14 protein-coding genes are annotated in these 14,434 nt (G+C 45.3%); 6 read left to right on the forward strand and 8 right to left on the reverse strand.

The window, feature by feature from the left end:
• Positions 1-45: 45 nt before the first annotated feature.
• Positions 46-1,386 (reverse strand): pseudouridine synthase, encoded by a 1,341-nt coding sequence (locus IM792_RS16545; RefSeq protein ID WP_194103008.1) that lies wholly within the window; start codon positions 1,384-1,386, stop codon positions 46-48.
• A 266-nt stretch (positions 1,387-1,652) separates the two neighbouring features.
• Between IM792_RS16545 and IM792_RS16550 the strand changes: the two genes are divergently transcribed.
• On the forward strand, positions 1,653-2,390 hold the full coding sequence (locus IM792_RS16550; protein WP_228085180.1) for a lytic transglycosylase domain-containing protein: 738 nt from the start codon (positions 1,653-1,655) through the stop codon (positions 2,388-2,390).
• A gap of 68 nt (positions 2,391-2,458) precedes the next feature.
• On the opposite strand, the gene IM792_RS16555 is transcribed toward IM792_RS16550, so the two are convergent.
• A complete protein-coding gene (locus IM792_RS16555; RefSeq protein WP_194103010.1) occupies positions 2,459-3,370 on the reverse strand; it encodes an NAD(P)/FAD-dependent oxidoreductase in 912 nt (303 codons plus the stop codon).
• Positions 3,371-3,508: 138 nt separating this feature from the next.
• The gene (locus IM792_RS16560; protein ID WP_194103011.1) at positions 3,509-3,907 is read right to left on the reverse strand and encodes a helix-turn-helix domain-containing protein; all 399 of its coding nucleotides are present in this window, start codon (positions 3,905-3,907) and stop codon (positions 3,509-3,511) included.
• A gap of 85 nt (positions 3,908-3,992) precedes the next feature.
• Between IM792_RS16560 and IM792_RS16565 the strand changes: the two genes are divergently transcribed.
• Both IM792_RS16565 and IM792_RS16570 read left to right on the forward strand, forming a co-directional pair.
• Positions 3,993-4,874, forward strand: coding sequence for an NAD(P)H-binding protein (locus IM792_RS16565; protein ID WP_194103012.1), 882 nt, complete (start codon positions 3,993-3,995; stop codon positions 4,872-4,874).
• A 58-nt stretch (positions 4,875-4,932) separates the two neighbouring features.
• Positions 4,933-5,217, forward strand: a complete 285-nt coding sequence (locus IM792_RS16570; protein ID WP_194103013.1) for a hypothetical protein — start codon at positions 4,933-4,935, stop codon at positions 5,215-5,217.
• A gap of 94 nt (positions 5,218-5,311) precedes the next feature.
• Here the strand turns inward: IM792_RS16570 and IM792_RS16575 are convergent, their stop codons facing one another.
• A complete protein-coding gene (locus IM792_RS16575; RefSeq protein WP_194103014.1) occupies positions 5,312-7,582 on the reverse strand; it encodes an aconitate hydratase in 2,271 nt (756 codons plus the stop codon).
• A 257-nt stretch (positions 7,583-7,839) separates the two neighbouring features.
• On the opposite strand from IM792_RS16575, the gene IM792_RS16580 reads away from it, so the two are divergent.
• The 3 genes from IM792_RS16580 (at position 7,840) to bshA (ending at position 10,489) form a co-directional block, all read left to right on the forward strand.
• Positions 7,840-8,052, forward strand: coding sequence for a DUF2442 domain-containing protein (locus IM792_RS16580; protein WP_194103015.1), 213 nt, complete (start codon positions 7,840-7,842; stop codon positions 8,050-8,052).
• A gap of 11 nt (positions 8,053-8,063) precedes the next feature.
• The gene (locus IM792_RS16585; RefSeq protein ID WP_194103016.1) at positions 8,064-9,239 is read left to right on the forward strand and encodes a hypothetical protein; all 1,176 of its coding nucleotides are present in this window, start codon (positions 8,064-8,066) and stop codon (positions 9,237-9,239) included.
• Positions 9,240-9,355: 116 nt separating this feature from the next.
• Positions 9,356-10,489: an N-acetyl-alpha-D-glucosaminyl L-malate synthase BshA gene (gene bshA, locus IM792_RS16590; RefSeq protein WP_194103017.1), complete on the forward strand. Its 1,134-nt coding sequence runs from the start codon at positions 9,356-9,358 to the stop codon at positions 10,487-10,489.
• A gap of 342 nt (positions 10,490-10,831) precedes the next feature.
• On the opposite strand, the gene IM792_RS16595 is transcribed toward bshA, so the two are convergent.
• From IM792_RS16595 to IM792_RS16610, 4 genes are all read right to left on the reverse strand, one after another.
• A complete protein-coding gene (locus IM792_RS16595; protein WP_194103018.1) occupies positions 10,832-11,503 on the reverse strand; it encodes a carbonic anhydrase in 672 nt (223 codons plus the stop codon).
• Between the two features lie 21 nt (positions 11,504-11,524).
• Positions 11,525-12,280 (reverse strand): YoaK family protein, encoded by a 756-nt coding sequence (locus IM792_RS16600; RefSeq protein ID WP_194103019.1) that lies wholly within the window; start codon positions 12,278-12,280, stop codon positions 11,525-11,527.
• Positions 12,281-12,396: 116 nt separating this feature from the next.
• The gene (locus IM792_RS16605; RefSeq protein ID WP_194103020.1) at positions 12,397-14,004 is read right to left on the reverse strand and encodes a SulP family inorganic anion transporter; all 1,608 of its coding nucleotides are present in this window, start codon (positions 14,002-14,004) and stop codon (positions 12,397-12,399) included.
• 83 nt (positions 14,005-14,087) lie between these two features.
• Positions 14,088-14,417 (reverse strand): hypothetical protein, encoded by a 330-nt coding sequence (locus IM792_RS16610; RefSeq protein ID WP_194103021.1) that lies wholly within the window; start codon positions 14,415-14,417, stop codon positions 14,088-14,090.
• Positions 14,418-14,434: the final 17 nt, after the last annotated feature.

The following is a 14,434-nucleotide window of genomic DNA, read 5'->3' on the forward strand; positions in this document are numbered from 1 at the left end:
AAGTTATGTAAAAACAACAAAAAAGCCCCTTAAAAGGGGCTCATTTTATAGCAGGTGCTTTAGCTGTATCAATTCTTTTTCTTCGAGATGCCTCCAGCGGCCGCGTGGCAGATCTTTCTTGGTAAGGCCGGCATACACCACCCTGTCCAGTTTAACTACCTCATAACCTAACGATTCAAATATACGGCGCACAATACGGTTTTTACCGCTGTGTATCTGTATACCTATCTCGCGCTTGGTACCACCCTGAACGTACGATACTGAGTCGGGCTTAATAAAACCGTCTTCCAGCTCAACGCCAAATTCTATCTTGTTCAAATCGCCCTGGGTAAGGCCTTTGCTTAATTCAACCTGGTAAAGCTTAACCACATTGCTGCGCGGGTGCGATAGCTTGTCGGCCAAATCGCCGTCATTGGTCATCAGTAGTAAACCGGTTGTATTACGGTCAAGGCGGCCAACCGGATAAATGCGCTCCTTGCTGGCTTTCTCAACCAGGTGCATTACGGTACGGCGCTCCTGCGGATCGTCGGTAGTGGTAATATAATCTTTCGGTTTGTTCAACAGAACGTAAACCATTTTTTCGCGTTTCAGGGTTTCGCCGTTGTAGCGAACAACATCCTTAGCCGGGTCAACCTTAAAGCCAAGCTCTGATACCACTTCGCCATTAACAGAAACCACACCGGCCTCGATCAGCTCATCAGCCTTACGGCGAGAGCATATACCTGCATTGGCTATGTAACGGTTAAGCCTGATCAGGCCGTCATTTTCTTTTTCTTTTTTAGGCTCGCTCGGGTTTTTACGACCACGCATGGTTCTTACCGGCGCATCATTACCCTCGTGGTCGTCACGGTTGCGGGTGCGGCGGTCATCACGATATGGTTTATCGCCAAAGCCTGAGTTATCTCTTTTAAAGCCACCCTCGCCACGGCCTTTGCCACGGCTATCGCTGCCATAGCTTCTTTTTGGCCTGTCGCCGCCATCGGTAGGGCGGCCACTGTATGGTTTTGGGCGTGATGATGAATATGGCTTTTTATCGCCAAAGTCATTACCCTCGCTGTTGCGTTTCGGTCTGTCTGTTGATTCAGAACGGCTTGAGAAAGGCCTGTCACCGCGGGGCGAAAAAGGTTTATCACCGCGGGGCGAAAAAGGTTTATCACCACGGGGTGAAAACGGTTTGTCGCCACGTGCCGAAAAGGGCTTGCGGTCGCCTGTTTTGTCTTTATCAAACTTTTTTGAGGGATTGTAGTTATCACTCGGGCCACTTTTTGCGGAGAATTTACCGCGTGGACCTGATGATGGTCTTTTTGAGTCATCACCCTTTGAGTACTTTTTAGGTGATCTGTTGGACTTGTCGTCGCGACTGTTCCCTGGTCTTTTGAATACCATAATTTTTTGTTTTACGCTTCTCAGCGGAGGGACAAAGTTAGGTTTTTTGTACGGATTTCACAAGTTTTTGTTTCAGCGCAAAAACAGTGTTTAACAGCTATTTAGGGTAGCTTTTTTAGTGTGAAAAAATTGCTCAAAACACTAAGCAAATTGCAAGTGCTTGATAATGTGATTTATATATCGTACATTTGCAGCGAGTTTTACATATTGTACACTAAATGATAGAAAAACGAATGACAAAAAAACACTTAATTACGTGCTCCGTAATGTTGGTGGTAGTAATCATTTCGGCTTTTGATCTTTCTAATGCAACAGTAGTTAAACGACCAAGTGTCGCACAAAATGCAGCCCGTTTCGCCCTTATTGAGGCGCCAAATGAGGAGGCAGCAGGTTTTAGTTTTGCTGATGAGGATTTGCCTGAAAACAGCAAACGCGTAAACCGCAAACTGAATTATTCGTTAAGGATGCATTCCTACACAAAAGTTCAGTCAAACATTCTGCATATCAAAGCAGAAAAATTATTTCCGGTGATTGAACCGATACTCGAGGAGTATGGCATTCCCGAAGACTTTAAGTACATCCCACTGGTTGAGTCGGGCCTTCGCGAAGGCACCTCTCGTAAGGGGGCACGTGGCCCATGGCAGTTTATGCCGGGTACCGCGCGCAGCTTTGGCTTAAAGGTAGGCAACAAAAAAGACGAGCGCCTTAATCTACGCAAATCAACCGTTGCGGCTTGTAAGTATTTAAACGAGCTGTTTGACGAGTTTGGTAGCTGGACGTTGGCCGCCGCCGCTTACAACAATGGCTCGATCAGAATTGTGAAAGCCATGCACAAACAAAATGAGGATAATTATTTCCGCATGCGCCTTAATCGTGAAACCGGCATGTATGTTTACAAGCTGGTAGCCATGAAAGAGGTTATTGAAAACCCTGAAAAGTATGGGTATGATGAATTGATGGCGCAGGTATTATTTCACCCTGCTAACTTAATGGCCTTCAATTAACTATTACCATTTTTACGGAGCACAATTTAAGCCGGCCTTATATATAGGGCCGGCTTTTTTATTTAGGGCTAAAACCGCTCCTCGTGTATCTCCTTACCCGCCACTACGCCTGCCATGCCACCACTGGCAACAGCTGCCGAAACTGCCCGCATTGGCGATGTGCTATCGCCGCAGGCAAATACACCGGATACGTTGGTTTTCTGCATCATATCAACCTTAATGTATCCTTGCTCATTAAACTCACAGCCCAGTTTTTCGGGTATATCGGTATGTTGTGTAAATGGTAAACGGGCATATAATGCCTTTAGTGAAAAGCTTTCGCCATCGCTAAATATCAGCTGATCGATATACCCATCCTGATGCTCGAATTTGCTGATGGTTGTTTCCACAATATTGATGTTGTTTCGGCCCATTGCTTCACGCTGCTCATCAGTAAAATCAGCTTTGCCATTGGTAAAAACGGTGAGTTTTTTTGTCCAGTTTGATATGAGTTTGGCCATCTCAAAACCCATATCGCCATTGGCTAAAATGCCCGTTTCTTCGTGCTTGTATTCATAACCGTGGCAGTAAGGGCAATGGATGATGGATATCCCCCAACACTCCGCAAAGCCCTCAATATCAGGGAATGTATCTTTAATGCCTGTAGCTATAATTATCTTTTTGGTATGATAAACGGTATCGCTCTCGGCAATGGTCAATTCAAAATTATTGGTACTGCCTGTAACCGCTGTTGCCGTGCCGTTGAGGTATTGAACAGTAGGATAAGCCAGTACATCCTTTTTGGCGGCGGCGTGCATGTCGGCAGGTGTCCAGCCATCGTGCATAATAAAGTTGTGCGAGTGTGGTGTTTGGCGATTGCAGGGTTTGCCGCTATCGATGATCAGCGTGTTGTACAACGCCCGGCCCAAAGCCATACCGGCAGACAGCCCCGAGTTACTGCCACCAATAATGATGACATCAAATTTTGTTTGTGGTTCCATGTTTAACAGGTATAAGAAAGTTTATGATGTGGATCTGATAAAACCGAACTCCAAAAAATACGGCATGGGGGTTAGCCATGCCGCAGTTTTTGGTTCGTATTTTTTATTGTTGATTGATGAACGATTTACCGCCCCGATTTATTGCAACGATGATCCATTTAAATCCTTATAAATTTCGAGGGCGTTGTTCTTGCTGTCCTCAATAGCCCATTCAGCCATCTCATATAGAACCTTTTTGAGCTTTTGTCCTGCCGGGGTAAGTGTGTAGGTAACGTAAGGTGGCACCACAGGCTTAGCCTCACGAATCAGCAGCTTATCAGCCTCTAATTGTTTAAGGTGCTGTATCAGCATTTTTTCGGTAATGGCGGGTATGGCACGGCGCAATTCGTTATAACGCTTTGTACCTGATAATAAATGATATAATATGATAGGCTTCCAGTGGCCACCTATCTTTTCCATAATATAAGTTACGGGGCATTGCTCCAGCGCAAAGCCCTTGTTTTCCTGTATGGTTGATGCTTCTTTTATTGCTGTCATGATGATACATACTTTAGGGTAAGTACTTGTATAAAAGTAAGTACTAATATAGCTTTGTTTCATCAAAAACAAAAAATAAAATATCATGAAAATCATTGTAGCAGGGTCATTAGGAAACATCAGTAAACCACTGGCTCAACAACTTATCGCCGCAGGGCACCAGGTAACTATAATCAGCAGTAATAATGATAAAACAGCCGGGATAGAACAGCTTGGCGCACAGGCGGCTATCGGCTCGTTGAACGATGCCGCGTTTCTTACCCAAACCTTTACCGGCGCCGATGCCATATACGGTATGGTGCCGCCTAATTTTGGAAACAGCAGCATGCGCGAGGGCATGAACAAAGTAGGCCTTGCCTATGCCGAGGCCATCAAAGCATCGGGCATTAGCAAGGTGGTATTTTTGAGCAGCATAGGCGCCCACCTGGATGGCGGTACCGGGCCGATAGCAGGTTTGCACGATGTGGAGCAACTATTAAACAAGCTTGATAGGGTGGATATAAAATATCTGCGTGCTAATATGTTCTATTTTAATTTTTTCCATGATATACCGCTTATTAAACAGGCCGGTATCATTGGCTCGAACTATCCCGCAGGTACAAGGCTGGTGATGGTACACCCTACCGATATTGCCGATGCCGTAGCCGAAGCATTGCAGCAACCATTTGAGGGCAAAAACATTAGCTACGTAGCCAGCGACGACCGTACTACTACCGACATAGCCAAAGTATTAGGTACCGCCATTGGCAAGCCCGAACTACCCTGGGTTGAATTTACCGACGAGCAGGCCTACGAGGGCATGGTACAAGCCGGTATGCCACTCGAAGTAGCCAAAAACTACTTAGAGATGGGAACAGCGGTACGCAAAGGCATTCTGTGGACAGATCTTGATCAACAGAAACCAAAACTACGTGACCGTAAATTGGAGGATTTCGCGAAAGAGTTTGCTGAAAAGTTTAATGGTTAATAGATATCAAAGCCAATAAGGTTTATCTTGCATATATATTATATAAGCTAACCTTACCATGATGGTATTTATTATTGCGATTATTCAAATCATTTGGTTTCTACTGCCATTTTTATGGCTGTTTTACCGAGGGATAGGATTTCTACCAAGATTAATAATGGTAGTGCTGTTTCATTTTGTATCAGTAACAATACTTGCATTATTACAAATATTTAAAGTACAAATGTTTGCCTACGGCCCCCTTGCTTTAAATATCATTGCCAGTATTTCAACTGCCCTTTTAGGAGGCATTTTAATAATCGCACTATCAATAATCAAGAGGGCTAAGAAAGTTTGCCAATAGCAAACCATAAAACAAAAAACGCCGCTCAATTTGAGCGGCGTTTTTATTATAAAAGCTTTATGCTTTGGTCTTTTAGCTTTCGGCTTAAAAAAAATTAAGCTTTAGCTTGTTGCTTGCGGATGATGTTTAACGCGCCACCAGCCTTAAACCACTCAATTTGCTGAGCGTTGTAGGTGTGGTTAACAGCAAAGCTATCCTGAGTGCCATCGGTGTGGTGTAGCACTACGGTAAGCTGTTTGCCCGGTGCAAACTCGGTTAAGCCCAGGATATCGATCTTGTCGTCCTCCTGAATTTTCTCGTAATCAGCCGGATCAGCAAAGGTGATACCCAACATACCTTGTTTTTTAAGGTTGGTTTCGTGAATACGGGCAAATGATTTTACCAGTATGGCACGTACACCCAAGTGGCGAGGCTCCATGGCCGCGTGCTCACGTGATGAACCTTCGCCATAGTTTTCGTCGCCTACCACTACAGTACCAATGCCATGCGCTTTGTAATCGCGCTGGGTAGCAGGTACCGGGCCGTATTCGCCGGTTATCGCATTCTTAACACTATCAGCACTGTTGTTAAAGTAGTTGATAGCGCCAATAAGCATATTGTTTGATATATTATCCAAGTGACCACGGAATTTTAACCATGGGCCAGCCATTGAAATATGGTCGGTAGTACATTTACCTTTTGCCTTGATAAGCAATTTCAGGCCTTTAAGGTCTGAACCTTCCCACGGAGAGAACGGATCAAGCAATTGTAAACGTGCTGATGTTGGGCTAACAATTACTTCAACACCGCTGCCATCTTCGGCTGGTGCCTGGTAACCGGCATCCTCAACGTCAAAGCCTTTTACCGGTAGCTCGATGCCTTGTGGCTCATCAAACTTAACCGCGTCGCCGCTTTCGTTTACCAGGGTATCGGTAAGCGGGTTAAAAGTTAAATCGCCGGCAATAACAAACGCGGTAACAATTTCAGGCGACGCCACAAACGCGTGTGTGTTCGGGTTGCCATCCTGGCGTTTAGCAAAGTTACGGTTGAAGGAAGTAATGATTGAGTTACGGCGTGTAGGATCATCAGTATGACGGGCCCACTGACCGATACACGGACCACAGGCGTTAGCCAATACCACACCGCCCATTTGAGCGAAGGTATCCAGGTAGCCATCACGATCAACCGTGTAACGTACCTGCTCTGAGCCCGGAGTGATGGTAAACTCAGCCTTGGTTTTCAGTTTTTTATCAATAGCCTGCTGGGCGATAGATGCCGAGCGGGTAATATCCTCGTAAGATGAGTTGGTACATGAACCGATCAAACCAACCTCTAATGTAGTAGGCCAGTTATTCTCTTTAACCGCGGTAGCGAATTTTGAGATAGGCCATGCCAGATCCGGGGTGAATGGACCGTTTACGTGCGGCTCAAGTTCGCTCAGGTTAATATCGATAACCTGATCAAAGTATAGCTCAGGGTTAGCGTAAACCTCGTCATCACCGGTTAAGTGCTCGGCAATAGCGTCGGCAAGGTCGGCAATATCTGCACGTTTGGTACCTTTAAGGTAAGCGGCAGCCTTTTCGTCGTAACCAAAGATAGAGGTAGTAGCACCAATCTCGGCACCCATGTTACAGATGGTACCTTTACCGGTAGCTGAAAGTGAGCGTGCACCTTCACCAAAATATTCAACAATAGCGCCTGTACCACCTTTTACGGTAAGTATACCGGCAACTTTCAAAATAACATCCTTAGCTGAAGCCCAGCCAGATAATTTACCGGTTAGGTTAACACCAATTAGCTTAGGGAATTTTAGCTCCCAAGGCAGGCCGGCCATAACGTCGCAGGCATCAGCGCCACCAACACCAATAGCTATCATACCTAAACCACCCGCGTTAGGCGTGTGTGAGTCAGTACCGATCATCATACCACCCGGGAAAGCGTAGTTCTCTAACACTACCTGGTGAATGATACCCGCACCGGCTTTCCAGAAACCGATACCATATTTGTCAGATACTGACGCAAGGAAATCGTAAACCTCTTTATTTACATTGTTAGCGGTGTTAAGGTCATCAACAGCGCCAATTTTGGCTTGAATCAAGTGATCGCAGTGTACGGTTGAAGGTACAGCCACTTGCGGGCGACCTGCTTGCATAAACTGTAAAAGCGCCATTTGCGCGGTAGCATCCTGCATGGCAACACGGTCAGGTGCAAAGTCAACATAATCAGTACCACGTGTGTAGGCCTGTGCTGCTTCTCCGCCTGAAAGGTGTGCGTATAGAATTTTTTCGGTTAAAGTAAGTGGTTTACCAGTAGCTTTACGGGCAGCCTCAACGCGGCTTCCGTAACGCTCGTAAACCTTTTTGATCATATCAATATCAAAAGCCATTCTAATTTGATCTTAAGGTGAGTAAAATAGCAAGGATCAACCCTCGCTGCTTTTAGCGGCGAATTTACAAAATATAAACACTATTTGCTGTCAGCGGTTTGTACAAATGTTATTTGGATATATTCTAAATAATCGGCAATTTGTTTTGAATATCAGGCAAAACGCAGGATGGTTGCCGCCACGGTTAATGCCGTGGTTTATGGCAATTACCTGTCAATACAAATAATTAACTTTGGGATATAAAAGAGGGAGATATTATGGCGCTGTTTACATCGCGAAAGCAAAAGAAGGATATTAAGGTGAGCTTTAATAAAGGCTTGCTTTATGTAGAGAGCGATGGCAAAAGCCAGGCATTCCCGCTGGATTGGTACCCCAAACTGCTTAATGCTACCGAGGAGGAACAGGACGATTGGGAACTTACCGGCAACAGCATACGCTGGAATAAGCTGGATGTGGATATTTTGCTTTAATTTGCAGGCGGATGCTAACGTTTGAGGATTTTTTTAAAAAGAAGAAAATAGATATTGCCGCCCTGCAACAAGGCGAACCGGCATTGTATGGCGAATTCAGGAACCATTATGAGGCCATGGGCGAAAAGAGTTTTGACCATACCAAGAAGTACTGGTTCAACAAACTGCGCCGCCAATATCACTTAGCACCCGAAGTTAAGGCCGAACGTTTACGTGAGGAAAATCAGCTTGCAGAACAAACCATAGTTGAAACCCTGAGCACCCCGGCTGTACAGGCACCAAAAGAAGCAGACGGTGTGGCTGATGCACCGGCAGTAAAACCAAAGGTTGGCTTTACCCCAAAATTTCGCGCGGCAAGCATGCCAAAGCCTGCGGATGCTACCGAACAATCCAAGGCAGAAACCCCGGCAACGGAACAAACAACCGAAGAAACTCCGGCCGCCAAACCGAAAATAGGTTTCAGTCCGAAATTTAGAGCGGCTAATCCACCCAAACCGGTTGAAGATACTACTGAACCCAAAGCAGAGGAAACTCCTGCCATTGAAGATAAACCGGCAGGAGAAGAACCCGCAAAACCAAAAATGGGTTTCACGCCGAAATTCAGAGCGGCTAATCCACCCAAACCTGTTGAAGATACGGCTCAGCCTAAAGTAGAGGAAACTCCTGTAATTGAGGATAAACCAGCAGGAGAAGTACCCGCGAAACCGAAGATGGGTTTTACGCCGAAATTCCGTGCGGCTAATCCACCTAAACCTGTCGAGGATGCGACTCAGCCTAAAGCGGAGGAGGCTCCCACTGTTGAGGATAAATCGGAAGAAGAAAAGCCAGCAGCTCCGAAATTAGGTTTCACGCCGAAATTTCGTGCGGCCAATCCGCCTAAGCCAGTTGAGGAAGCGGCTCCACCTATAACAGAAGAAGCACCATCCGTTGAAGATAAACCGACGGAAGAAACGCCAGCAGCTCCAAAATTAGGCTTTACGCCAAAGTTCAGAGCAGCTAATCCACCTAAATCTGTTGAGGAGGCAGTTCAAGCTAAAGCAGAGGAAATTCCTGCCATTGAAGATAAGTCTGCGGAAGAAAAACCTGCTGAAGAAAAAGCGGCTGAGCCGAAGCTTGGTTTTAAGCCACGTTTCCGAACGACCGGCCCGCCAAAAACAAGCGGTGATAAACCCGCCGGTAACGAGTAGTTTCATACTTGTTTGAACATGCAAAACACGCTATTTAAAGCGCCTGCGCACTGTACCAACGATTTTACAAAGCGATAACACTTTTGACATAAATTGCTGTTAACATTGCAACCGAAATGAAAATAGGAATTGTTTGTTATCCAACCTTTGGCGGTAGCGGGGTTGTTGCTACAGAGTTGGGCAAGGCACTTGCCGAGCGTGGTCATCAGGTACATTTTATTACCTATAACCAGCCGGTGCGTCTTGATCTTTTCTCCGAGAACCTTTTTTACCATGAGGTATCGGTATCAAACTATCCTTTGTTCGATTTTCAGCCTTATGAATTGGCCCTGGCCAGTCGCCTGGTTGATGTGGTGCGTTTTGAAAAACTGGACGTACTGCACGTTCATTACGCTATACCACATGCATCGGCAGCCTTTATGGCCAAGCAGATTTTAGCTACTTATGGCATCAGCATACCGGTAGTAACTACCCTGCACGGTACCGATATTACCCTGGTGGGTAAAGACAGGACATTTAAACCTGTTGTTACCTTCTCCATCAATAAATCAGACGGTGTAACATCCGTATCCGAATCATTACGTAAAGACACATACGACTTTTTTGATATAGAGAACGAGATCAAGGTTATACCTAACTTTATTGACCTCAACCGCTTTAGCTTTAAACCGAAGGATCACTTTCGCAAGGCCATAGCGCCAAACGGTGAGCGTATTTTGGTGCATACCTCTAACTTCCGTAAGGTAAAACGTACCGAGGATGTGGTGCGCATTTTTGCCGAGGTAGTGAAAAAAGTACCGGCCAAACTACTTATGGTAGGCGATGGCGTAGAGCGTTCGCGTTGCGAGCACCTATCGCGCGATCTGGGTGTGGCCGATCAGATACGTTTTTTGGGCAAGCAGGATGCCATTGAAGAAATACTTTCAGTAGCCGACTTGTTCCTGATGCCGTCACAATCCGAAAGCTTTGGTTTGGCCGCGTTGGAAGCCATGGCCTGCAAAGTCCCCGTGATCAGCAGTAACGCCGGTGGTTTGCCTGAACTTAATGTTGACGGCGAAACCGGTTTCTTAAAAGACGTAGGCGATGTTGAAGGCATGGCCGAAGCCTCAATATATATACTGGAAGATGACGAACGCCTGAACACCTTTAAGGATAACGCCCTTGCCCGCGCCAAGATATTTGAACTTAAGAACATACTGCCGCTGTATGAGGATTATTATACCGAGGTGGTAGAGCGCAGCAAAGGGTAATACTGTTATTTTTTTATCTCTTTGATAACCCCTCCTAAACTGCGGAGCCCTCATGAGCTCCACTGAAAAACAGATAATAATATACGAATAATCCTCCCCGGGGGGAGGACTTCTAATAAACGCGTCATTGCGAGGAACGAAGCAATCCTCGAGCGACTTGTCTTGTAGAATTTCCTAAAGAGATTGCTTCGTTCCTCGCAATGACGTGGTTTTTTTAACTAATACTCCTTGTCATTTCGAGCGATAGCGAGAAATCTGCACACCTTTCATAATTAAGCGTACAGATTCCTCCTCGTACCTCGTTCGAAATGACAAGTTTTTTTATTTAGATTTTAAAGAACCTTACAAAACAAACTTAAACACATTCTCAAGGTTTGAGTTTGAGTTTTGGCTGATCTTGAGATCGGTGATGAGGCCGGTGTTGATGGCGTAAACCCAACCGTGTACACTCAGGTCTTGTCCCTTTTTCCAGGCGTTTTGTACTATGGATGTTTTGCAGAGGTTGCCTACGTTCTCAAAAACATTCAGCTCAACCAGCCTGTCGCCACGTTTCTTTTCGTCCTCAATGGCAATAAGTTCTTCGGCATGCAGGCGGTACACATCCTTAATGTGGCGCAGCCAGTTATCAATTATACCTACCGAACTGTTGCCCATAGCGGCTAATACACCACCACAACCGTAATGACCGGTAACAATAACGTGCCTTACTTTCAATACGTTCACTGCGTAATCGAGCACGCTGAGCATATTCATATCAGTATGTATCACCATGTTGGCAATATTACGGTGTACAAATATCTCGCCCGGCATGGTACGGGTAATCTGGTTGGCTGGTACGCGACTATCGGCGCAGCCAATCCATAAAACCGGTGGCGTTTGGCCATTGGCCAGCTTATCGAAATAATGCGGATCGATCTTTAATGTATTGGCCACAAACTCTTTGTTGCCTTCAAGTAAGCCCTCGTAAGTGATGTGACTTGTGTCGTGTAATTCAGGAATTGTATTTGCGCACATGGTGTAAATGTTTAATGGGTTTTATGATGTTGCTTTATTAGTTTTTGTATCTGTTGAAAATATACGGGTTATACGATGAATGATCATAGGTATCAGATCGTAAAATAATACTGTAAGCAAAATTACCGGTAAAAAGTAGAAAACCACAAAATGATATTTATTATAAAAATACGCCCCGATAATACCTCCTAAAATATAAAAGCCAAGTACCGTAATGCGGATGATGATCTTGTTACGCAGCTCAACCGGCTGTGGTGTTTTGGGGTGATAATAATCGGCCAGTTCGGTGCCCAGATCAGTAAATAAACCCGTTAAGTGGGTTGATTTTATTAACCCGCCCGATGCTGTTGATACCATGCCGTTTTGCAAGCCCATGGCAAATAATATACAGCCGGTAATTATCTCGCGTTCATTTTCAGTACCACTGTAAAAGTTGTTGCCGTAAATAGCCACAAAAAGCAGCACTATAATTTCAATAACTATAGGTATTGCATTGGCCCGGTAATTACTCTTGCCCTCAAAACTCTTAATAGCGAAACTGGCTATCAGCGCGCCGATGAAAAACAGCAGCAGCCAAAGCACGAAAACCTCAATGCTGCTGTAATCCTGCTCCATAATTTCTTTGGCCAGGTTGGCCACGTGGCCGGTAACATTTGCGGTAAAGGCGAAAAAGGCAATAATACTTATTACGTTGGTTACACCTGCCACAAACGCGGTAGATGAGGCAAGCAGCATATTTTGTTTTAGAGAACGTTCTTCCTTGGGTTGACGCAGCATACAGTTTTTTTGAGTTGATGAACAGCGAATTACCGGCAAATGTTTCCAATTACGCGGCAACCACTCATTGTACCATATGTTAACATGCAAAATCATCAACTGTTCTGTTTTAAATATCAGGGCTTGTATATAAGTTCCTTTAATTTGGGCACATCATACCTGTCCTTAACATCTTGCAACTGTACTATAATACCCTTGGTGTAGGCGTTATGCTTAAAGTTATGGATGGTTTCGAGCACATCGGGGTCAATGTATCTTGAGTTCGATCCGTCAATCAGTACATCGCTGCCTTCGGGTAAACTGGTGAGGGTTATTTGTATGGCGGCCTTATTTAAGAACGATACCTCCTCGGCCAGCCTGATATGGATGGTCTTTTTGCCGTCGTCGTCCTTAACAATTCTATAAAAATACGGGTTACGCATATTGGTGCGCAGTATATAAAATATACCTACCAGCATACCTATGCCTACACCCTTAAGCAGATCAGTAAATACCACGGCCACAATAGTTACTACAAAGGGGATGAATTGCGACAGGCCTTTGTGCCATACATGCCTGAACAGTTCTACACGGGTAAGGCGATAGCCGGTCATCAACAGGATGGCTGCCAGGCACGATAGCGGTATCATATTAATCAGCCCCGGGATAAATAGCAGCGACAACAGTAAAAACACCCCATGCACAATAGCGCTCACCTTAGTACGTGCCCCTGAATTTACATTGGCTGATGATCGTACGATAACGGCCGTCATGGGCATACCACCCAGCATGCCACTTATTACATTGCCCAGTCCCTGCGCCACAAGTTCGCGGTTGGTGGGCGACACGCGTTTTATCGGGTCTATCTTATCCACCGCTTCCAGGCTCAGTAAGCTTTCCAGACTGGCCACAATGGCAATGGTAGCGGCAACTATCCAAACATCCTTATTGGTTATGGCGCTAAAGTTTGGCGATCTGAAAAGGTTAAAGAATTCCTCACCGTTCTTAACAATGGGTATGGCAACAAATTGTTTATCCAGCAGGGCGAAATCGGTACCCATAAATACGGCGCTCAAAGCTATGCCCGCTATCACCACAATGAGTGGAGCAGGCACAACAGCTACTTTTTTAATTTTGGGCCAGTAGATAAGTATCAGCAATGATAGCGCGCTAATAATAACCGCCCCGTAATTGATCTTTGCAATGGCGTGCATGATCTCCGAAAAGGTATTATGGTCATCGGCCTGCGAAAAACTTTCATCGCCCTCGTAATCGGCATCGTAACCTACCGCGTGGGGTAGTTGTTTCATGATCAGAATGATACCAATAGCAGCCAGCATGCCCTCAATAACAGCCGATGGAAAGTAATTGCCGATAGTACCGGCCTTGATCAGCCCTAAAATGATCTGCATTCCCCCGGCAATAATGATGCTCAGTAAAAAAGTTTCGTACGAACCCAGGGTGGCAATGGCATTGAGCACAATAACGGTAAGTCCGGCGGCCGGCCCGGCAACGCTAAGCTGCGAACCACTGGCCGCACCCACTATTATGCCGCCAATTATGCCGGTTAACAAACCCGCGAAAAGCGGCGCGCCCGATGCCAGCGCGATACCCAAACAAAGGGGCAGGGCAACTAAAAATACTACTATACTGGCCGGGAGGTCCCGTTTCAGATTTTTGCCTAAAAAATACTTGTGCAGGTCAAAAAAGCCTGCCTTGCCGACATTATGGTCATGCTGATTCATAAATTAGTAAAATGGTTTGGTGTGTTATAAAAGAAGAAGTAAGCCCGGCATCTTCCGGCCAGGAAAATACAGGCTAAAAAGGTTTACGCGTTTGGAGGAGGCGTAAGTATGTTTGATGAGTAAGCGTAATGGTATATCAGGGTTTCCTGATTGTGGAGTATGTTCACCTCAATAACGTGCAGGTTAAAGCGCACCAACTGGGTGTAATACTCGTCAAATGATTTTTTTTCTTTGCAGATGTCTTTCTCTGCGGTGTCCTTTTCCTTGCTTTCGCTTTCCAGCTGCATAATCACCGCTTTCACAACCTTATTGTCCAGATGAAAAATAACAGGCGCAACTGATATCACCATCTTCGAAAAAAAGATAGCGATGAATAGCATGGCTGTCAGAATCTTAAAATCCCTCACTTTCATCTTACTATAAATATAAA

This window comes from Mucilaginibacter sp. JRF, assembly GCF_015223065.1.
Classification (GTDB): Bacteria; Bacteroidota; Bacteroidia; order Sphingobacteriales; family Sphingobacteriaceae; genus Mucilaginibacter.